The following is a 19,640-nucleotide window of genomic DNA, read 5'->3' as shown; positions in this document are numbered from 1 at the left end:
TCGAATGAGTGCACATTTCATGCATACACTTTCGCCGCTTAAGTTCATGTTCCTGTTTTAAAAAATCGACTTCACGCTGCTACAAACTTCCAAGCAGAAGTATCTATTCCCTTCTGATTGGAAGAGACAGCGAAGAACCACTATGTCAGATAAGCAGGGCATTGACAGGAGCGTTCCGAATACAGTTCGCCTGGTTCTTAGCGCAGTACATCTGCGTGTCCCAATGGACACGTCGATGTTCTGTGCTTAGAATCACTCGAACGGATGAGGTAAAGCGGGTCCTGTCCTGTGTTCTGACATAGTGTTTCTTTGCGTACCTTCTATAATAAATTTTACTCTTTCTCTATAAGGCAGTTCGTCAGTTAAATTTATAGTTTTCCTTCCCACTCTTTTTCTTTAAATCCTACCAAGACTTCTTTTTCTGTCACAACTATGGGACGTTTTACAAGCATCCCGTCTTGTCCCAGTAACTCCAGCTGCTCTCTCTCACTCATGGCAGTCAGCTTTTCTTTTAACTGCATTTCTTTGTAGAGTTTTCCGCTTGTATTAAAAAACTTTTTCAACGGAAGGCCACTTTTTTTATACCATTCTTCAATTTCCGCCGCTGAAGGATTCTCTGTTTTAATATCTCTTTCTTGAAATGAAATATTCTTTGCCTCCAGCCATTTTTTTGCTTTCTGACATGTACTGCATTTTGGATAATATACAAATAGCATCGTTCTCTCCTCTTTCATGTTTTGTGCCGGTATACAGGAATAAAGTTTTCCACTGTTCCAGTACTATTCTCTACTATAATTCATTTTTCCTCTAATTACAATTCTTCTCTTTCTATTCTCGCGCAAATATAGCTAAGAATAATTGGTAAAATAGTTTTTGTACGAAAACAGGTAACTATCTTGCTAATTTCAACTTTTATGTTAAAATAGAAACGGCAGTAAAGCTTATCAGTACTATTTTAAATGTTAAATCTCGGGGGTTTGACAGTTGAATAAAGAAAAAAACCTTACAATGCCTATAAAAAGGCACTTTTTTTGTCAAATTTTTTAAATTTATTAGTGCTTGTTTGTGCTAGTTGTGATATAATAAAAAGAAAAGAGGTTTTTTATGTACGTAAATATCACAGGTAGTGCAAACAACAAAGATGTATATATTTATCAGTCCTTCCGCAAAGAGAATGGAAAAACTTCCTCCCATATCTATAAAAAATTGGGAAAGATGAACGATCTCCTCGCACAATTCGACAATGATAAGGATAAGATGATGGCGTGGGCCAGAAACGAGGCAAAGAAAGAAACCGAACTTTATAATCTGAAAAATGGAAAAGTATCAGTGGACTTTTCACAAGGAGCTCGCATCCTAAAAAATGAACAGCGCCTTTTTAATACCGGATATCTCTTTCTCCAGTCTCTGGTTACAGAGCTCCGGCTGGATAAGATCTGTCGGTCGATCAAAAGTCGTCACAAGTATCAGTATGACCTGCTCGCTGTTTTTACGGATCTGATCTATGCACGCATTCTCCATCCTTCCAGTAAACGTGAAAGCTATGAGTACTGCAAAACTCTGCTGGAACCACCAAAGTATCATTTGCAGGATGTTTACCGCGCCCTTTCTGTTATTGCAGAAGAATCCGATTTTATACAAAGTGAGTTATACCGGAATTCCAACTTTGTCCATCCCCGGAACAAAAAAATCCTGTACTATGACTGCACAAACTTCTATTTCGAGATCGAGCAGGAAGATGAACTACGCAAATACGGCAAAAGCAAAGAACACCGACCAAATCCGATTGTCACCATGGGATTATTTATGGATGCGGATGGAATTCCTCTGTCTTTCGATATTTTTCCCGGAAACCAGAATGAGCAGACCACTTTAAAACCGTTAGAGCAAAAGATCATCCGGGATTTCAACTGCAGCGAATTTATTTTCTGTTCAGACAGTGGATTGGGTTCTCACAACAACCGCCGCTTCAACAGTTTCAACCACAGGGCTTATGTAATCACACATTCCCTGAAAAAAATGAAGGCGGAAGAGCGAAAAGAAGCGATGAATCCCACACAGTTCCGCAAGATAGGAGCACAGAAGTTCATCGACCTTCGTACACTGGATGAAACAGATGAAGAAATCTATAACTCCGTTTACTATAAGGAATATCCCCTTATAACAGGAGATATGGATGAGACACTGATTGTTACCTATTCTCCGAAATATGCTGCTTACCAGAGAAAGCTCCGGGAATGTCAGATTGAACGGGCACAAAAGATCTTGGATTCACCAGGAAAAAAGAGAAAAGGAACAAACCAAAATGACCCTATGCGGTTTGTAAAACGTACGACTGTTACCAAAGATGGAGAGATTGCTGAAAAAACAGTGTATGGACTTGATCAGGAACAGATAGAAAAAGAAGCAATGTATGATGGGTTCTACGCAGTAGTGACGAATCTGGAAGGAGACGTGGGTGATATCATCCGGATTAATCAGCAGCGTTGGGAAATAGAGGAAAACTTCCGGATCATGAAAGATGAACTCGGCTCCCGTCCCGCATTTGTCCGCCGAGAAGATCGGATCAAAGCCCATTTCATGACTTGCTATATCAGCCTGATTATTTATCGGCTCTTAGAGAAAAAGATTGGGAACAGATTCACTTGTGACCAGATCATCCAAACTCTGCGGGCCATGAATATGACCTTTTTAAGTGCTGCCAGTAGTTATATTCCTTCGTATACTCGCACGGAACTTACAGATGCTCTGCATCAGAGTTTTGGATTCCGTACGGATTACGAGATCATTACGAAAGCCTCTATGCGAACAATCATTAAAAATACAAAAATTTTAAAAAGACCTGAAATATAGCACATATCGATGCAAGACAAGAAACGGCTACACCTCCCATATTTACTGGGTTTGTAGCCGTTTTTTTCTCTTCTAACTGTCAAAGACGGGACTATAATTCATTTTTCCTCTAATTACAATTCTTCTCTTTCTATTCTCGCGCAAATATAGCTAAGAATAATTGGTAAAATAGTTTTTGTACGAAAACAGGTAACTATCTTGCTAATTTCAACTTTTATGTTAAAATAGAAACGGCAGTAAAGCTTATCAGTACTATTTTAAATGTTAAATCTCCCACGACAGTCTGCTAATGAGTAATATCTACATGTCTGCCAGGCTTATTGTCTAGGAGAATAAAAGGAGGATCCTATATATGCACAATTACAGAAAAATCACTGAAGATTTATACTGGGTAGGTGGAAACGACAGACGTCTAGAGTTGTTTGAAAATATTTTTCCACTCTCTAAAGGCGTATCTTACAATTCTTATCTATTGTTAGATGAGAAAACCGTTCTTTTAGACACTGCAGACGCCGCGATCAGCCGGCAGTTTTTGGAAAATGTCACAGCGGCTTTGAATGGCCGCCCTTTAGACTATCTCATCATAAACCATATGGAACCGGACCACTGTGCCTTGATCGAAGATCTTCTTTGGCGCTACCCTGATTTGAAGATCATCGGAAACATAAAAACCTTCCCTTTTATCCATCAGTTTTATGATCTGGAAACAGAAGGTAAAACAATCACAGTCAAAGAAGGGGATTCTTTAAATTTCGGCAGACATACTCTGCGCTTTGTCATGGCTCCTATGGTACACTGGCCGGAGGCCATGATGACCTATGATGAAACAGATAAGATTCTCTTTTCTGCCGACGCATTCGGAACTTTTGGAGCGTTAAACGGAAATCTGTTTACTGACGAGATCGACTTTGACCATGGCTGGCTTGACGAGACAAGACGATATTATACAAATATCGTCGGCAAATACGGTATGCAAGTACAAAATGTCCTGAAAAAAGCGGCCGGACTGGATATCAGAATGCTCTGCCCTCTCCATGGACCTATCTGGAGAAATAATCTCTCCTATATTCTGGAAAAATACGATCTGTGGAGTAAATATGAACCGGAAGAAAAAGGAGTCATGATCGCCGCAGCTTCTATGTACGGCAATACGGAAAACATGGCGGAAGTATTTGCTTCCTTTCTTGCAGAAGCAGGCGTAAAAAATATTTGTTTCCATAATATTTCCAAGACCCATGTTTCTGAGTTAATTTCCGATACCTTCAAATACAGCCACATCATCCTGGCCGCTCCTACTTACAATAACGGCATCTATCCTCTGATGAACACGTATCTGGAAGACATGCAGGCGCTGTCTGTCCAGAACAGGACCTTTGCCGTACTTGGAAACGGAAGCTGGGCGCCCCAGTCTACCAAACTGATGGAGGCAAAATTGAAAGAAATGAAAAATACTCGTCTGATCACAGATAACTTTACGATAAAATCATCTTTAAAAGAAGATCATATGGAAGCTTTAAAAGAACTGGCTAAAAAAATAGCTGAAGAACTTAAATAACTATAGCTTAAAAACTCCAATAGATATTTCTTCATTTTTTTAGAATTTAATGGTATAATGTACAGCATATACAAAGGAGGAGTTATTATGAAGTTAGTCATTACAATGAGCCGCCGTTTTGGAACCGGCGCAAGTGTTATTGCCGCTGAGCTTTCCAAACGGCTTCATATTCCTGTCTATGATAAAGCTGCCATTGAGCAGCAGCTAAATGACCATCTGTACGAAAGCGAAGCGCAGGCCATACGCAAACTTGCCGAACACCCCTGTATCATACTGGGACGCTGCGCTTCCGATATCCTCAAAGACAAATGGAATGTACTGAATATTTTTGTATGTGCAGATAAGGAAGACCGTATCCAACGGATTATGGCTCTATATTCTCTTTCTTACGAACAAGCAAAAGAATTAGTAGAAACGACAGATGCACAACGTGCCGCTTACTACTACGAACATACAGGAAAAACCTGGGGAGATGTAAATGATTATCACATGATTCTGGATACATCCCAGTTCGGGGTGGATAACTGTCCTGATATCCTAATGCATTATTTTGAAAAAATGGAATATATCTGATATCTATCTATTCTATACGTATGAAGTAGAGATATTTCAGGTTTTATGTAAGAAAAGACACCGCTTCTCTTTTTAGAAAAGCAGTGTCTTTTCTTCTCACAACGGAACTTTCTGCTATTCCATTGCCTCGTCTGTATATTCTTCCTGACTTTCGACGATCGTCACACCCTGATCTTCAAAATCTATTTTCTTCCAGACATTCTTATGCACTTTAATCTCAGTATCTTTCCGCCATTGTTCCATAAGAGAATTATACTGTTCCTGCTTACGTTCCTCCACGATACTTGTCTTTTTCGCGTCGGTTGCCTCTCTGTCCAAAAGGCTGGTCAATTTCGCCACATAAATACCGCCGTCTGTCACGATCGGTCCTGTAATGTCTCCTGCATTTTCCAAAGCATCTGCCGCTGCCACCAGATCTGCATGAGGACTGGTCGATTCCGCGTCAAAGGTAGCCGTCTGCACCTCTATTCCTGCATTAGCTGCTGCTGCCTCTATATTTTTTGCCTCGTCCGCTCCCAAAGCATCTGCAAATTCCTGCGCTGTTGTCTGCAATGCTTTCTTTTCCTCCTCTGTCAGCGCAACCGTGTTCCCGCTTTCATCGGCAGATGTATAGGAAAAGAATACATACTGCATACTTTTCTGCGCAGCTTCCTCATCTGAAACCTCCGTATCCACGTCCGCTGTCATCGCAGTCCGCATCCGAGCCTGTATCGTCGCCAGCTTCAATACTTCTTCTATATTTTTCTTATACCCGGATACCATATCCTTATCTTCCAAGGTATTATCCTCGTCAAATATACCCGCGGCCTTTTCCATCGCCTTTTTATCTTCTTCCGTGATACCTATCTCGTATTCCTCCGCATGCTGGGAGAGGATATACATATTCTCCAGATTTTCAAGGATCGTCTCCTTCGTCGTCTCCTCATATGTCTTATCTTCTCCGGATGCCTGCGTCCACATCTCTTCCGGTGTAGTTCCCATCATCCCTGCATAATATGTCTCATACTGGGCCTGCTGCATTCTTGCATAAAAATTTGCTACGCCAAAGGTAATCTTTTCCTTTCCCACTTCCGCAACAACTGCGTCATCTCCGGGGCCGCTGCATCCTGCAAGTCCGATTACTAGCAAAGCGGCCGCTGCCGCTGCGATAACTATTTTCTTCCTGCACGTTTTCATAACATCCTCCTAAGTAGATTTCTCCGGTCAGAATATCCCCTGACATCCCGGATAACTTATATATTATACCTTGTTTTTTACAGACAGACAACCCTTTGCAAAATTTTTACTTCCCTTTTGAAGTTTTGCTTTATTTTTCCTCTGTTTTCAGCATTTCCATATCTGTCAACAGCTTTTTCACCACATCCAGTATGGAGTCTGTTTTCTTTTGCCCATTTCTTCCTTTCTTCACATACAGAAAATAGGGAGGTTCCTCATTTTTAAATGCCAGACTGCCTGCATATCTTTTCAAGAGCTCCGGTATCTTTCGTGGATCCAATCTTGCTTTTTCATACATCGTAAGCTTTAACTCATCTCCTTTTTGTTCTACAGAGGTGATATAACATGAATGTGCCAGGGCCTTCAGCCCCGCGATTGTTAAAAGCTGCTGCACACGTTTGGGAATATCCCCAAAGCGATCCAAAAGTTCCTCTGTCATGTCTTCCAGCTCTTCTTCATTTTCAATCCCCGCAATTCGTTTATATATATCCAGCTTCTGATATTCATTTGGAATATACGATTCTGGTATATAAGCGTCTACATTTAAATCCATTGTTGTGGTGAACACTTCTTCTTTTGCTTCTCCCTTCAGCTGCCGTACTGCCTCACCGAGCATTTTGCAGTATAGATCATACCCTACCGCCGCCATATGTCCATGCTGTGCCTCACCAAGCAGATTGCCGGCTCCGCGAATTTCCAGATCCCGCATGGCGATCTTAAAACCAGAACCCAGATCAGTAAATTCCCGTATCGCCGCCAAACGCTTCTCCGCCACCTCTTTTAATAGCTTATCTCTGCGATACAAAAGAAAGGCATATGCCATACGATTTGACCTGCCTACTCTTCCGCGAAGCTGGTATAGCTGTGAAAGCCCCAAACGGTCTGCGTCATGAATGATCATCGTATTCGCATTGGATATGTCCAAACCTGTCTCAATGATCGTCGTACATACTAACACATCGATCTCTCCATTGATAAAATCATACATGATATTTTCCAACTGACGTTCATTCATCTGCCCATGCGCGAAAGACACGGTCGCTTCCGGCACCAGTTTCTGTATCCGGCCTGCAATATCCGCAATATCTGTCACCCGGTTATATACATAGTACACCTGTCCATTACGGGAAAGTTCCCGCACGATCGCCTCCCGCACCATCTCATCATTATATTCCATCACATAGGTCTGGATCGGCATCCGATCCATAGGCGCTTCTTCAAGCACACTCATATCCCGTATGCCGATCAGGCTCATATGAAGTGTGCGGGGGATTGGTGTGGCAGTCAGGGTTAAGACATCTATATTTTCCTTTAACTTTTTGATCTTTTCCTTGTGCGTGACCCCGAAACGCTGTTCTTCATCTATGACCAGCAAGCCCAGATTTTTATACTGCACATCCTTAGACAATACGCGGTGTGTACCGATCACGATATCCACCAGTCCCTTTTTTAAATCCTCCACTGTTTTTTTCTGCTGCTGTGTTGTCTTGAACCTGCACAATAGGTCGATACGCACAGGAAAATCTTTCATCCGCTGGCTAAAGGTATTATAATGCTGCTGTGCCAAAATGGTCGTCGGCACCAGATAGACAACCTGCCGTCCCTCCTGCACCGCCTTGAATGCCGCCCGTATAGCAATCTCCGTCTTCCCATACCCTACATCTCCGCAGATCAGGCGATCCATGATCTTGGTACTTTCCATATCCCGCTTTGTATCTTCAATGGCATGGAGCTGGTCTTCTGTTTCCTCAAAGGGAAACATCTCTTCAAATTCTTTTTGCCACACTGTATCTGGTTCATAGGCATATCCTTCGGACTGCTGCCGCTTCGCATACAATTCTACCAGATCTTTCGCCACCTCCTGTACAGCTCCCCTGACCTGCTTTTTCGTCCTGGCCCACTGGCTTGTTCCCAGCTTATTCAGCTTCGGCTTTTTCGCGTCTGCCCCTGCATATTTCTGGATCAGATCCAACTGTGTTGCAAGAATATATAAACTTCCCCCATCTGCATAGGAAATTTTCATATAATCCTTTGTTACTTTATCAATCTCTATTTTTTCAATTCCCTGATAGATCCCCAGTCCGTGATTTTCATGGACAACATAATCTCCCACTTTCAAGTCAGTAAAAGCCTGTATTTTTTGCCCTTCATAAGCACGGCGTTTTTTCTTTTTCTTCTTTTTTCCGAAAATATCTGTTTCGGAGATCACCATGAATTTCAACAGCGGATATTCGTATCCTTCCGCCACGTGACCGTATGCTGCCATGATCTCACCGGGCTCTACTTCTCTGTCCATATCTTCACTGTAAAAACTGCTCAGATCATAATCCCGCAAATCCTCTGCCAGCCTCTTTGCCCTCGTCCGTGAACCAGACAGAAGTACCACACGGTATCCTGCTCTTTTCAATCTTTTTAAATCCCGCGTCAGCAATTCAAAACTATTGTTATACGGATTCACTCCTTTTGCTTGGAAACTAAAGGACGCACGCACTTTAAACGGACCACATTTCGATTCCAGCATCGTAAACGCAATGCCAAAATACCGGTTCATTTTTTCTGCAATTTTTTTCACCGGAAAGACCGTAAGTTTCTCTTCTGTCTCACCTGCATACGTATCCGCTCTTTTCTCCTGGCTGTGAATATATTCTTCCTCCGTCTCATTGGCATGCTCCATAAGGCGGAGCGGTTCATCTAAAAACAGCAGACTGTCCTCTCTTGGAAAATACGCAAGAAAAGAAACACTTTTCTCCGCCTCTTCCAGTCTCTCCTTTGCCGGATAAATCACTACTTCATCCAGGTTCTCTACAGAACGCTGGCTTTCCACGTCAAAGGTCCGTATAGAATCAATCTCATCTCCCCACAATTCAATCCGTACAGGCAGTTCTCCCGTCAGAGGATAAACATCCAAGATACCGCCGCGTACCGCAAACTGCCCCGGTCCTTCTATCTGTTCTTCTCTTTCATATCCCAAGACAGAAAGCTTTGTTTGCAATTCTGAAAAATCCACCGTATCTGTATTGGTAATATGCACTCTTCTCTTTAAAATTTCATCCGGAGACGGCAAGCCATCCAAGAAAGCATCCATTGTAGTGATCACAGTAACAGGATCTGCCGTTTTCTTTTCTATCAATGCACGCAGCACTTCCATCCGTCTGCTCACCAGAAGGCTGCCTTTGATATCTGCCTGGTAAAACAAAAGATCTTTTGCCGGATATAAGAAGACATTTTCCTCCAGAAACCGATATTCTTCATATGCCTTTTTTGCTTTCTCCTCACTGGAAAAAGCGATGATCTTGTATCCAAAACCATCGCCAAGCGCATACATCAGATGTGTCTTCTGTGAATTTACACATCCAGAAATCTGTATCAATCCTTCTTCTTTTCTTCGCTCTTTTTTTATTTTTTGATAATCCGCAAGTTCGTTAAGCGGCGCTAAAAAAGCCTGCATGTCCTCTACTCATCCTTCTTTTTCCTATTATATTCGTTCATTGCCGCCGCCATTTCACCGGAGAGGATCAATTCTGCTGCCGAAACCGCATGTGCATAGCCTTCTTTCATTTTCTCCTTATCTTCTCCGGAAAAATGTCCCAGCACATACTCTGCCAGATCCTGCCTCGGAGGCTTCTGCCCAACGCCTACCTTGATCCTTGGAAAAACCTGATCTCCTAAATGGGCAATGATATTCTTGATCCCATTGTGTCCCCCCGCACTTCCTTTTGCCCGAATCCGTATCTGTCCCGGATCCAGACTGATATCGTCATAAATAATAAGGAGTTCTTCCGTTTCATCTATCTTATAATAATCTACCAGACTTCGAATGCTCTCCCCGCTTAGATTCATATATGTCTGCGGCTTAACCAGAAGTACTTTCTGTCCCGCTATGATTCCTTTTCCTATATAGGCTCTATGTTTTTTTATGTCTACCGCTATATTATATTTTTCTGCCAGCGCATCTATTACTTCAAAACCGGCATTATGCCTAGTTCCTTCATATTCTCTTGTTGGATTTCCCAGTCCTGCTATAATAAACATTTTCTATCACCTCTCACTTTACGGATACCATTTTACAGGATAGCCTCTTGTTTGTCACGTAAAGATACGAATATTTTTCTTTTCTCCGTCATACACTTATAAAAAAAGGATCCTGCTCTTTGACGTTCTTCTCCTGCAACGGATGACAGCCGCAGTACGACTTCCTCCGCTGCAGTACGATCTTTGAAGAGCATTGTTATGGCAGAAAATACCGTTTTCACTGCCATAAAAAAATACATTGGGAGGTTACTCTATGGGTTCCAAAACAAAAATCATCGTCCTGCATATGAAAGAAATCATCTATACCGTTGTCTTTGCGGCACTTGCCATTCTCTTGATCATCCTGCTTGTGGTCATGTTCAGACCGGATGGAAATGAAAAACATGCAGACGCGAAAAAATATACTCCGGGTATCTATACTTCTTCCCTCACTCTAAACAATACAAACCTGGAGGTAGAAGTATCCGTAGACGAATCTCGAATCAATTCCATTCGGTTCTCCAATCTGGATGAAGCAGTAGCGACGATGTTCCCTCTCATCCAGCCTGCCATAGAAGATATCGCAGAACAAATCTATGATACTCAATCTTTAGAAGGCATCACACTTTCTAAAGATACACCGTATACCTCGCAGATCATACTGGATGCAATCAGTGAAGCCCTTGAAAAAGCCGCAGTCAGATAACTGCGGCCTTTCTTTTTTTAACCTTCTACGATCAGATATTTTCCATCCGGAAGAGCAAAAACTTCAGATGCTTCCTCTAATTCTTCCTTGGACATTTCTTCCACATCAACTCCACTCTCTTCAAAGTATTCTTTTACTTCATCCAGAGAGTCTACAACCACTGCCATGCAGTCCTCCAGAAATGCCTCTGCCTCCTCTAGTGTCTCCGCAACAGGTTCGTCAAATAGCTGAGACTGCTTCTTCAAAAAAGTAAGCAAACATTCTTCATCATACTCATTCATACCCTTTTTCCTCCTTCTTCTCTATCAGCTGTACGATCTCATCCGGTGAACTGACAATGCAGCCTGCTCCGATTTTCTCTAATTCAGCTGCTCCTCGAAAGCCCCATGCCACTCCAACTGTCAGCATATGGGCCGCCCTGCCTGTGGCAATATCCACTTCTGAATCCCCGATATAGACCGTCTCCTCAGCCGCAGCTCCCAAACTTTCTGCTATCGCAAGCGCTGCAGAAGGATCCGGTTTTCTGGGAACCCCTTCCTTCTGCCCCTGAATCCAGTCAAACATTCCTTTTCCAAACAGCTCTTCGACAACTTTTCCAGCCTGGACATCCGGCTTGTTTGACAGTACGGCCAGTTTTATATTCCGGCTTTTAAGTGTATTAAGAAGTGTCTTTATTCCTTCATAAGGTATTACATGATATGTGCAGTTTGCGTCAAATATACGTCTGTAGCGTTCCATACCTTCCTCAATGCGCCCCTTTGCGCTCCCGCCGCCTGACTCGATGGCTTTTTCCATCAGTACTTTTGCTCCATTGCCGACAAATCTCCTGCACTGATCCTTTGTAATATAAGGCAGCCCCATCTCCTTTAACGTTTCATTCACCGAAAAAAGCAGTGACTCCAAAGTATCCGCCAGTGTCCCGTCTAAATCGAAAATACAAGCTTTGTACATCTTTTTCGTTCATCCCTTCTTTATCTTACTGACAATCTATGAATATCATAGTATGAAGTTTAGGAAATTTCAACTAAGAAAGGGACATTTTTTCTTCTTTTTTCTTTCGTACTACTCTTGCTACTTTCCTAAAAGATATTGCCGCATTATCTTCAGTGCATTTTTTTCCAGACGGCTTACCTGCGCCTGTGAAATTTTGATTTCTTCCGCCACCTCCATCTGTGTTTTTCCTTCAAAAAACCGCAAGGTGATGATATACCTTTCTCGTTCATTCAGACGCTCCATCGCCGCCTCCAACGACAGTTCTTCGATCCAGTTTTCTTCCTTATTCTTCTTATCACTTACCTGATCCATCACATACAGTGTATCCCCACCGTCGCTGTATACCGGTTCCTGCAGACTCATAGGCATCTGGATCGCATCCAGGGCAAAGACAATGTCCTCCTTAGATATTCCTATTTCATCTGCTATCTCCTGTACAGTAGGCTCTTTTAAATACTTCTTGATATATCCTTCCTTTGCATAAATCGCTTTATAAGCCGTATCCCGCAAGGAACGGCTTACCCGGATAGAATTATTATCCCGCAGATAACGCCGGATTTCCCCTATGATCATTGGCACCGCATAAGTAGAAAACTTCACCATCCTGTCTGGGTCAAAATGATCAACCGCTTTCATAAGTCCCACACAGCCGATCTGAAATAAATCGTCCGCATTTTCATTGCTGGCTGCAAATCTTTTGATCACGCTTAAAACCAACCTCAGATTCCCTTTGATATATTCTTCTCTCGCCTGTTCGTCACCTTCTTTGATGCGCACGAACAGGGCTTCTTTCTCTTCTTCCTTCAAAAGAGGCAGTCTGGATGTATTCACTCCGCATAATTCCACTTTATTTAACGCCATTTTAAGAATCCTCCTAGAAACATTTTCTAGTAAAATGATTCTCACTGCGGACGCAAGATATGCGGAAAGAAAGAAAATTTTATAAACTTTTAGTCCTTGACAAAAGAGAATGGTCTGTATTTCTTCCGAATAAAATATCCTTCTTTCGGCAGAAATACAGACCATCTATCTTTTTTTATTTTTCAGACACTTATTTTTTTCTATCCCATTTTTCTGCAAGATTCTGTATCTGACTTTCAAACCTTGCTGCGTCTTTGTTGGATAATCCTCTATTTCCTGCGATCACATCCAGCAGATGCCTTCCGGCTCTCAGCAGACGCTCATAAGCAGAATCTGACTTTCTCTGCTCTGCCTTCTTTTCCTTGACTGGGATCCGTACTCCTTCGTTTAAGATCTCGTTCGTAAGTAAATCTGCCTGCCCGCACGGATAAGGAGCCCATGCTTTTATTCCAAGTTCTTCTTCTATCGTACCGGCAAACTCTTCCGTCACTGTATCTTCTCCGTGGACAACAAACACGTGCTCGATCGGACTTCGAAAGCCTTTAAGCCAGGCAAGGAGTCCGTTTTTGTCTGCGTGACCGCTGACCCCGTGCAGACTTTCAATCCGGCACCGCACCTCTATTTCCTCTCCGAAGAGCTTCACATTTTTTTCTCCTTCCAACAGACGGCGTCCTAATGTTCCGTTTGCCTGATATCCCACAAACAGCACCGTACACTCCGGTCTCCACAGATTATGTTTCAGGTGATGGCGGATTCTTCCTGCATCGCACATTCCGGACGCAGAAATGATCACTTTCGGCTTCTCTATAAAATTGATCATTTTAGAATCTTCACTCGTTGTAGAAACTTTAAGCCCCGGAAAAACGAGCGGATTCACTCCCGCATTGACCAATTCCATAGCCTCCGTATCAAAGCACTCCCGCATATTTCTTGTAAATACCTTTGTTGCCTCGATCGCAAGAGGACTGTCCAGATATACTTCAAAATCCGGAAATTCACTCAACAAATTATTTTCTTTGATCTCCCGGATAAAATACAGCATCTCCTGCGTCCTGCCTACAGCAAAAGAGGGGATCACCACATTGCCGCCCTTTTCAAATGTCTCTTTTAATATTCGAGTAAACTCTCCCACATAATCAATCTTTTCGGTTGTATGCAGCCTGTTCCCATAAGTAGATTCTATCACGACATAATCCGCGCTCTCTGTATATCCAGGGTCTTTGATGATGGGCTGGTCGATATTGCCCACATCGCCTGAAAATACAATCTTCTTTGTTATATCCCCTTCTGTCGCCCACACTTCTATGCTGGCAGAACCAAGCAGATGTCCCACATCCGTAAAACGCACCTGGATCCCATCACATACGGTGATCCGCTGTCCATATTGGCAGGGAACAAGCAATTCTATTGCATCCAAGGCATCCTGCATACAATAGATCGGTTCGTAGACAGGCGCACCTGAACGTTTCCCTTTTCTGTTCCGCCACTCTGCCTCAAATTCTTGGATATGCGCGCTGTCACGAAGCATGATGTTGCATAAGTCTGCTGTAGCAAACGTTGTGATGATCTGCCCTTTAAAACCATCTTTTACCAGTTTAGGCAGCATGCCGGAGTGATCGATATGTGCATGTGTCAAAAAGACATAATCGATATCCGACGCTTTCAGGGGAAGGCCCGGATTCTCATATAGATCCGGTCCCTGCTCCATCCCATAATCTATCAGGATGTTTTGTCCCGCCGCTTCAAGAAAATGACAGCTGCCCGTCACTTCATGGGCTGCTCCTATAAAGTGCAATTTCATAAGCTTCACCAACCCTTTTTTCTTATTGTATCACCTTTTTACGGGATATACACCCTTTTATTCAAACTTCACCAACTCTCTTTTGAGCCTCTGCATGATCTTCTTTTCCAAACGGGAAATATAGGACTGCGAAATCCCAAGCAGATCAGCCACCTCTTTTTGTGTCTTTTCTTTTCCTTCCGGATTATCCAGCCCAAACCGCATTTTAATGATCATTTTCTCCCGGCTGGACAGCTTGTTGATCGCGCGGACCAATAACTTTCTCTCTGCTTCATTTTCCAGGTCTTTATAGATCGTATCTTCTTCTGTCCCTAATATATCTGAAAGCAGCAGTTCATTTCCATCCCAATCTACATTTAGAGGCTCGTCGATTGAAACTTCCAGTTTTGTTTTATTGTTCCTGCGCAGATACATCAGGATCTCATTTTCAATACAACGGGAGGCATACGTTGCCAGTTTGATTTTTTTCATCGGATCAAAAGTGTTGATAGCTTTGATCAGGCCAATCGTCCCGATGGAGATCAAATCTTCCACGCCGACACCTGTATTATCAAATTTCTTTGCTATGTATACGACAAGACGCAGATTATGTTCGATCAGAAGCTTCTTCGCCTCTTGATCATATTCAGAACCTAATCTTTGTATAACCTCATTTTCCTTTTCTATATCCAACGGAGCAGGAAGCACTTCCGATCCACCGATATAGTGTATTTCTTTGCGGTTTGTAAATAAAAGACTTCGGAAATCCGGTATTACCTTTAATTTAAATTGCTGTGGTACAGCGACTTTTATAATCATCTTATATTCCTCCTAATATGTCAGGATTTAACAACATCTGATATTCATCCTGCTTATCTATTCTTTCTTCTCCGATCCCAAGTACTGGGTTTGACACCCATTTTTCTTCCTCTGCGCAAATACACATTTTGTCTATCTGAAAAGCAGGCATTACACTTTCTTTGCCTACACATCGGTATGGTATATAGTGAAACCCTTTCAACGGTTCTTCTCCGCACAGCTTTCTCGCGGCTTCTTTATCTATAATGCTTACGGATTTTCCAGTCACCGGATCTTCCAATGTATTCCCTGTATCTAGCAGAGCTTTAAATTCATGTTCTCCCGTATCCGTCTGTACGATCACCTTGCATATATTTTTTTGTTTTCTTTCCATCTTTCTCAACATTTCCCACCCCTTTACCAACAGACAATAACTGCCAGCAGCAACAAAGAAAAACAGGCTTGCCGTTCTCATATAAGGACGGAAAAAATGGAGGACTCCGCCGAACAGGAAAGAAAAAAGATATAAAAGACATATATTTTTAAACAGTGCCTTTATTCCTTTCATCTTGATACCCGTTTTCAGCATAACGGTATTCACCAGCATATGATAAAGTAAAAATTTAACAGTTCCTGGAAGCGGCAGAGAAATCACTATGCAGGTAAGAACGCTTCCCACCGCGCTTCCCCCAAAAATACGTCTATGTGTCGTTCCACTTTTACGTATTGTATGAATCGCAAGAAGAAGCAGGGAGTCCATCATAAAGTTTTCTAAAAATAACACGTCTATGTATACCTCATAGTACATGTTCCACCTTCTTTCTCCTTGGTACAAATCGATTTAGCACTCAAGCACTGCCTATTATAATCTTGTTCTTTTTGAAAATTTGTCAGATACTGACATAAGATATGGAATATATTTCGACAAAAAAAACAGCCTGTCCACTTTCTGGACAGGCTGTCTGCTTTATAGACTACTGTTTATTTCTTAAAGAAATCCGGTATTTTAATAGACTGCTCTTTTACATTACTAGACGGTGTCCTTGGCTGCTGCAAAGTCGGCATTGTACCGCCTGTTGTCCTTTTCGCAAAGCCTCCAGCAGTCCTTTCTCCGTCAGAAGTTCTTCCAAGCATATCGCCTGACGGCAGGATAGAACCTACTTTCTGCTGTCCTTCCAATCTTGCCTTCAGCTTGGAAGCGCTCCCGCCCACATTATGTAATCCAGTAGCAATAACTGTAATCCTTGCTTCATCAGATTTTGTATCATCATACATAGCACCAAAAATGATATTTGCGCTCTCGCCGGCAAGTTCCTGTACATAATCTGCCGCGTCAGAAGCATCCATCAAAGTTATATCACCGGAAATATTGATGATCACATGGGAGGCACCCTGGATCGTTGTCTCAAGCAGCGGACTTGCAACCGCCTGCTTTACCGCCTCCAGTGCCTTGTCATCTCCACGTCCTTCTCCGATACCGATATGCGCGATCCCCTTGTCCTTCATGACCGTCTGGATATCTGCAAAATCCAGATTGATAAGAGAAGGAACATTGATCAGATCTGTAATTCCCTGGATACCTTGCTGCAGTACCTCATCTGCTTTCTTTAGGGCTTCCGGCATGGTCGTCCTTCTGTCTACCACTTCCAATAACTTATCATTCGGGATAACGATGATCGTATCTACATTTTCTTTTAATCTGTCAATCCCCGAAAGCGCATTAGACATTCTCGTCTTGGATTCAAAGCGGAAAGGCTTTGTCACAACTCCGACTGTCAGTGCCCCCTGCTCTTTTGCGATCCGTGCTACGACAGGCGCCGCACCTGTACCTGTTCCGCCGCCCATGCCGCAGGTTACAAAGACCATATCCGCACCTTTTAATGCAGCAGATATCTCCTCTGCGCTTTCCTCTGCAGCTTTTTCGCCTACCTCCGGCTGTGCGCCTGCTCCAAGCCCTTTCGTAAGCTTCTCTCCAATCTGCATTAGCGTAGGTGCCTTGCATAACTGCAGTGCCTGTTTATCTGTATTCACCGCTATAAATTCCACACCTGCAATCTGCTCGTCGATCATACGGTTTACCGCGTTATTTCCGCCGCCGCCGACACCGACAACGATAATTCTTGCAGCTGCTTCTGATTCATTCGTTTTAATTTCTAACAAGAGTATTTCCTCCTTTGTCGTCCTACTAATTTTTTATACATCCCTATATTGAACGATATAATCCAATAAGTATATAATATAGTTTTTTCAGCAAATAATCAATAGATTTTTTTGTATTTTCTTGCATTTTCACACACTTTTTATTCTCTTTTGCCTATTCTCGGGGGTTTGACAGTTGAATAAAGAAAAAAACCTTACAATGCCTATAAAAAGGCACTTTTTTTGTCAAATTTTTTAAATTTATTAGTGCTTGTTTGTGCTAGTTGCGATATAATAAAAAGAAAAGAGGTTTTTTATGTACGTAAATATCACAGGTAGTGCAAACAACAAAGATGTATATATTTATCAGTCCTTCCGCAAAGAGAATGGAAAAACTTCCTCCCATATCTATAAAAAATTGGGAAAGATGAACGATCTCCTCGCACAATTCGACAATGATAAGGATAAGATGATGGCGTGGGCCAGAAACGAGGCAAAGAAAGAAACCGAACTTTATAATCTGAAAAATGGAAAAGTATCAGTGGACTTTTCACAAGGAGCTCGCATCCTAAAAAATGAACAGCGCCTTTTTAATACCGGATATCTCTTTCTCCAGTCTCTGGTTACAGAGCTCCGGCTGGATAAGATCTGTCGGTCGATCAAAAGTCGTCACAAGTATCAGTATGACCTGCTCGCTGTTTTTACGGATCTGATCTATGCACGCATTCTCCATCCTTCCAGTAAACGTGAAAGCTATGAGTACTGCAAAACTCTGCTGGAACCACCAAAGTATCATTTGCAGGATGTTTACCGCGCCCTTTCTGTTATTGCAGAAGAATCCGATTTTATACAAAGTGAGTTATACCGGAATTCCAACTTTGTCCATCCCCGGAACAAAAAAATCCTGTACTATGACTGCACAAACTTCTATTTCGAGATCGAGCAGGAAGATGAACTACGCAAATACGGCAAAAGCAAAGAACACCGACCAAATCCGATTGTCACCATGGGATTATTTATGGATGCGGATGGAATTCCTCTGTCTTTCGATATTTTTCCCGGAAACCAGAATGAGCAGACCACTTTAAAACCGTTAGAGCAAAAGATCATCCGGGATTTCAACTGCAGCGAATTTATTTTCTGTTCAGACAGTGGATTGGGTTCTCACAACAACCGCCGCTTCAACAGTTTCAACCACAGGGCTTATGTAATCACACATTCCCTGAAAAAAATGAAGGCGGAAGAGCGAAAAGAAGCGATGAATCCCACACAGTTCCGCAAGATAGGAGCACAGAAGTTCATCGACCTTCGTACACTGGATGAAACAGATGAAGAAATCTATAACTCCGTTTACTATAAGGAATATCCCCTTATAACAGGAGATATGGATGAGACACTGATTGTTACCTATTCTCCGAAATATGCTGCTTACCAGAGAAAGCTCCGGGAATGTCAGATTGAACGGGCACAAAAGATCTTGGATTCACCAGGAAAAAAGAGAAAAGGAACAAACCAAAATGACCCTATGCGGTTTGTAAAACGTACGACTGTTACCAAAGATGGAGAGATTGCTGAAAAAACAGTGTATGGACTTGATCAGGAACAGATAGAAAAAGAAGCAATGTATGATGGGTTCTACGCAGTAGTGACGAATCTGGAAGGAGACGTGGGTGATATCATCCGGATTAATCAGCAGCGTTGGGAAATAGAGGAAAACTTCCGGATCATGAAAGATGAACTCGGCTCCCGTCCCGCATTTGTCCGCCGAGAAGATCGGATCAAAGCCCATTTCATGACTTGCTATATCAGCCTGATTATTTATCGGCTCTTAGAGAAAAAGATTGGGAACAGATTCACTTGTGACCAGATCATCCAAACTCTGCGGGCCATGAATATGACCTTTTTAAGTGCTGCCAGTAGTTATATTCCTTCGTATACTCGCACGGAACTTACAGATGCTCTGCATCAGAGTTTTGGATTCCGTACGGATTACGAGATCATTACGAAAGCCTCTATGCGAACAATCATTAAAAATACAAAAATTTTAAAAAGACCTGAAATATAGCACATATCGATGCAAGACAAGAAACGGCTACACCTCCCATATTTACTGGGTTTGTAGCCGTTTTTTTCTCTTCTAACTGTCAAAGACGGGA

General features: G+C 42.4%; 17 protein-coding genes. 5 read left to right on the top strand and 12 right to left on the bottom strand.

What is annotated here, in order from left to right:
* Window positions 1-368 precede the first annotated feature (368 nt).
* Complete coding sequence (locus BN3282_RS10920) at window positions 369-716, bottom strand: arsenate reductase family protein (RefSeq protein ID WP_059069122.1); 348 nt, start codon at window positions 714-716, stop codon at window positions 369-371.
* Window positions 717-1,104: 388 nt separating this feature from the next.
* Here BN3282_RS10920 and BN3282_RS10915 point away from each other — a divergent pair, with 388 nt between their 5' ends.
* From BN3282_RS10915 to BN3282_RS10905, 3 genes are all read left to right on the top strand, one after another.
* On the top strand, window positions 1,105-2,853 hold the full coding sequence (locus tag BN3282_RS10915) for an IS1634 family transposase (protein WP_059066375.1): 1,749 nt from the start codon (window positions 1,105-1,107) through the stop codon (window positions 2,851-2,853).
* A gap of 352 nt (window positions 2,854-3,205) precedes the next feature.
* Window positions 3,206-4,408 (top strand): FprA family A-type flavoprotein, encoded by a 1,203-nt coding sequence (locus BN3282_RS10910; RefSeq protein ID WP_059069120.1) that lies wholly within the window; start codon window positions 3,206-3,208, stop codon window positions 4,406-4,408.
* Window positions 4,409-4,495: 87 nt separating this feature from the next.
* Window positions 4,496-4,981, top strand: a complete 486-nt coding sequence (locus BN3282_RS10905; protein WP_059069118.1) for a cytidylate kinase-like family protein — start codon at window positions 4,496-4,498, stop codon at window positions 4,979-4,981.
* Between the two features lie 114 nt (window positions 4,982-5,095).
* Here the strand turns inward: BN3282_RS10905 and BN3282_RS10900 are convergent, their stop codons facing one another.
* From BN3282_RS10900 to BN3282_RS15225, 4 genes are all read right to left on the bottom strand, one after another.
* Window positions 5,096-6,157, bottom strand: coding sequence for a SurA N-terminal domain-containing protein (locus BN3282_RS10900; RefSeq protein ID WP_059069116.1), 1,062 nt, complete (start codon window positions 6,155-6,157; stop codon window positions 5,096-5,098).
* 130 nt (window positions 6,158-6,287) lie between these two features.
* Window positions 6,288-9,644 (bottom strand): transcription-repair coupling factor, encoded by a 3,357-nt coding sequence (gene mfd, locus BN3282_RS10895; protein WP_059069114.1) that lies wholly within the window; start codon window positions 9,642-9,644, stop codon window positions 6,288-6,290.
* Between the two features lie 5 nt (window positions 9,645-9,649).
* Window positions 9,650-10,228 (bottom strand): aminoacyl-tRNA hydrolase, encoded by a 579-nt coding sequence (pth, locus tag BN3282_RS10890; protein ID WP_059069112.1) that lies wholly within the window; start codon window positions 10,226-10,228, stop codon window positions 9,650-9,652.
* 32 nt (window positions 10,229-10,260) lie between these two features.
* Window positions 10,261-10,455 carry a hypothetical protein gene (locus tag BN3282_RS15225; RefSeq protein ID WP_205408544.1) on the bottom strand — a complete coding sequence of 65 codons (195 nt, stop codon included), beginning with the start codon at window positions 10,453-10,455 and terminating at the stop codon, window positions 10,261-10,263.
* A 26-nt stretch (window positions 10,456-10,481) separates the two neighbouring features.
* On the opposite strand from BN3282_RS15225, the gene BN3282_RS10880 reads away from it, so the two are divergent.
* Window positions 10,482-10,913, top strand: a complete 432-nt coding sequence (locus tag BN3282_RS10880; protein ID WP_059069108.1) for an FMN-binding protein — start codon at window positions 10,482-10,484, stop codon at window positions 10,911-10,913.
* Window positions 10,914-10,930: 17 nt separating this feature from the next.
* On the opposite strand, the gene BN3282_RS10875 is transcribed toward BN3282_RS10880, so the two are convergent.
* The 7 genes from BN3282_RS10875 to ftsZ all read right to left on the bottom strand — a co-directional run bounded on the left by BN3282_RS10875 (window position 10,931) and on the right by ftsZ (window position 17,505).
* Window positions 10,931-11,194, bottom strand: a complete 264-nt coding sequence (locus BN3282_RS10875; RefSeq protein WP_059069106.1) for a hypothetical protein — start codon at window positions 11,192-11,194, stop codon at window positions 10,931-10,933.
* Window positions 11,187-11,864: an HAD family hydrolase gene (locus BN3282_RS10870; protein ID WP_059069105.1), complete on the bottom strand. Its 678-nt coding sequence runs from the start codon at window positions 11,862-11,864 to the stop codon at window positions 11,187-11,189. The genes BN3282_RS10875 and BN3282_RS10870 overlap by 8 nt, the downstream gene beginning before the upstream one ends.
* Before the next feature lie 120 nt (window positions 11,865-11,984).
* Window positions 11,985-12,767, bottom strand: coding sequence for an RNA polymerase sporulation sigma factor SigG (gene sigG / locus BN3282_RS10865; RefSeq protein ID WP_059069103.1), 783 nt, complete (start codon window positions 12,765-12,767; stop codon window positions 11,985-11,987).
* Between the two features lie 190 nt (window positions 12,768-12,957).
* The gene (locus tag BN3282_RS10860) at window positions 12,958-14,568 is read right to left on the bottom strand and encodes an MBL fold metallo-hydrolase RNA specificity domain-containing protein (protein ID WP_059069101.1); all 1,611 of its coding nucleotides are present in this window, start codon (window positions 14,566-14,568) and stop codon (window positions 12,958-12,960) included.
* Between the two features lie 57 nt (window positions 14,569-14,625).
* Window positions 14,626-15,366, bottom strand: coding sequence for an RNA polymerase sporulation sigma factor SigE (gene sigE, locus BN3282_RS10855; RefSeq protein WP_059069099.1), 741 nt, complete (start codon window positions 15,364-15,366; stop codon window positions 14,626-14,628).
* A gap of 1 nt (window position 15,367) precedes the next feature.
* Window positions 15,368-16,153 (bottom strand): sigma-E processing peptidase SpoIIGA, encoded by a 786-nt coding sequence (locus BN3282_RS10850; RefSeq protein WP_059069097.1) that lies wholly within the window; start codon window positions 16,151-16,153, stop codon window positions 15,368-15,370.
* Window positions 16,154-16,326: 173 nt separating this feature from the next.
* Complete coding sequence (ftsZ, locus tag BN3282_RS10845; RefSeq protein WP_059069096.1) at window positions 16,327-17,505, bottom strand: cell division protein FtsZ; 1,179 nt, start codon at window positions 17,503-17,505, stop codon at window positions 16,327-16,329.
* Between the two features lie 295 nt (window positions 17,506-17,800).
* On the opposite strand from ftsZ, the gene BN3282_RS10840 reads away from it, so the two are divergent.
* Complete coding sequence (locus BN3282_RS10840) at window positions 17,801-19,549, top strand: IS1634 family transposase (RefSeq protein WP_059066375.1); 1,749 nt, start codon at window positions 17,801-17,803, stop codon at window positions 19,547-19,549.
* Window positions 19,550-19,640 lie beyond the last annotated feature (91 nt).

Origin of the sequence: Mediterraneibacter massiliensis, assembly GCF_001487105.1 — a bacterium.
Lineage (GTDB): Bacteria > Bacillota > Clostridia > Lachnospirales > Lachnospiraceae > Mediterraneibacter > Mediterraneibacter massiliensis.
The sequence above is the reverse complement of the archived record's forward strand: the minus strand, read 5'-3'. Positions and strand labels throughout refer to the sequence as shown.

Excerpts from the sequence above, each read along its gene's own strand:
- BN3282_RS15225 (WP_205408544.1), bottom strand. The coding sequence starts at position 10,455 with ATGGCAGTGAAAACGGTATTTTCTGCCATAACAATGCTCTTCAAAGAT.
- BN3282_RS10840 (WP_059066375.1), top strand. The coding sequence starts at position 17,801 with ATGTACGTAAATATCACAGGTAGTGCAAACAACAAAGATGTATATATT.
- BN3282_RS10880 (WP_059069108.1), top strand. The coding sequence starts at position 10,482 with ATGGGTTCCAAAACAAAAATCATCGTCCTGCATATGAAAGAAATCATC.
- BN3282_RS10870 (WP_059069105.1), bottom strand. The coding sequence starts at position 11,864 with ATGTACAAAGCTTGTATTTTCGATTTAGACGGGACACTGGCGGATACT.
- pth (WP_059069112.1), bottom strand. The coding sequence starts at position 10,228 with ATGTTTATTATAGCAGGACTGGGAAATCCAACAAGAGAATATGAAGGA.
- BN3282_RS10915 (WP_059066375.1), top strand. The coding sequence starts at position 1,105 with ATGTACGTAAATATCACAGGTAGTGCAAACAACAAAGATGTATATATT.
- mfd (WP_059069114.1), bottom strand. The coding sequence starts at position 9,644 with ATGCAGGCTTTTTTAGCGCCGCTTAACGAACTTGCGGATTATCAAAAA.
- BN3282_RS10875 (WP_059069106.1), bottom strand. The coding sequence starts at position 11,194 with ATGAATGAGTATGATGAAGAATGTTTGCTTACTTTTTTGAAGAAGCAG.
- sigE (WP_059069099.1), bottom strand. The coding sequence starts at position 15,366 with ATGATTATAAAAGTCGCTGTACCACAGCAATTTAAATTAAAGGTAATA.
- BN3282_RS10850 (WP_059069097.1), bottom strand. The coding sequence starts at position 16,153 with ATGTACTATGAGGTATACATAGACGTGTTATTTTTAGAAAACTTTATG.
- BN3282_RS10910 (WP_059069120.1), top strand. The coding sequence starts at position 3,206 with ATGCACAATTACAGAAAAATCACTGAAGATTTATACTGGGTAGGTGGA.
- sigG (WP_059069103.1), bottom strand. The coding sequence starts at position 12,767 with ATGGCGTTAAATAAAGTGGAATTATGCGGAGTGAATACATCCAGACTG.
- BN3282_RS10920 (WP_059069122.1), bottom strand. The coding sequence starts at position 716 with ATGCTATTTGTATATTATCCAAAATGCAGTACATGTCAGAAAGCAAAA.
- BN3282_RS10900 (WP_059069116.1), bottom strand. The coding sequence starts at position 6,157 with ATGAAAACGTGCAGGAAGAAAATAGTTATCGCAGCGGCAGCGGCCGCT.
- BN3282_RS10905 (WP_059069118.1), top strand. The coding sequence starts at position 4,496 with ATGAAGTTAGTCATTACAATGAGCCGCCGTTTTGGAACCGGCGCAAGT.
- BN3282_RS10860 (WP_059069101.1), bottom strand. The coding sequence starts at position 14,568 with ATGAAATTGCACTTTATAGGAGCAGCCCATGAAGTGACGGGCAGCTGT.